The organism is Mesorhizobium sp. M7A.F.Ca.CA.001.08.2.1, assembly GCF_003998455.1.
In the GTDB taxonomy this organism is placed as follows: domain Bacteria; phylum Pseudomonadota; class Alphaproteobacteria; order Rhizobiales; family Rhizobiaceae; genus Mesorhizobium; species Mesorhizobium ciceri.
The window spans coordinates 1-568 of the sequence record NZ_RZPW01001416.1 but is presented as its reverse complement, the minus strand read 5'-3'; the positions used below and the strand labels follow the sequence as shown (position 1 = coordinate 568).

Genomic DNA, 568 nt, shown 5'->3' with positions numbered 1-568 from the left:
GGCTTCTTCTTCATCTGCGTCATCGGCGGGCTGACGGGCGTGATGCTCGCCTCAGTGCCACTGGATCTTCAGGTCCACGACACCTATTTCGTCGTCGCTCATTTCCATTACGTGCTGATCGGCGGCTCGGTGTTCCCGCTGCTTGGCGCGGCTTATTTCTGGTTCCCGAAGGTCACCGGCCGCATGATGAGCGAACGCCTCGGGCGGTGGCATTTCTGGCTGGCCTTCATCGGGTTCAATGCAGCCTTTTTCCCGATGCATCTGGTCGGCCTGTGGGGCATGCCACGACGTGTCTACACCTATCCGGCCGAGCTTGGCTGGGGCAACATCAACCTTTTCATCTCGGCTGGGGCGTTACTCTTCTTCCTGAGCTTTGTCCTGTTCACCTTCAACCTTGTGCATGGCGCGTTGAAAGGCACCTCGGCCGGCAACAATCCGTGGGACGCAGGAACCTTGGAGTGGGCAACATCCTCGCCGCCGCCGAGCTATAATTTCGCACGCATTCCCATCGTGACTCATATCGAGCCGCTCTGGGCCGAGCGCGAGGCGCTCCCTGTAGCGACCGGGC

1 protein-coding gene is annotated in these 568 nt (G+C 60.4%); it reads left to right on the top strand.

Annotated features, from left to right (window positions below; translation table 11 throughout):
* The coding region (locus EN914_RS37725; protein WP_206527359.1) for a cbb3-type cytochrome c oxidase subunit I at positions 1-568 on the top strand (568 nt) is incomplete at both ends.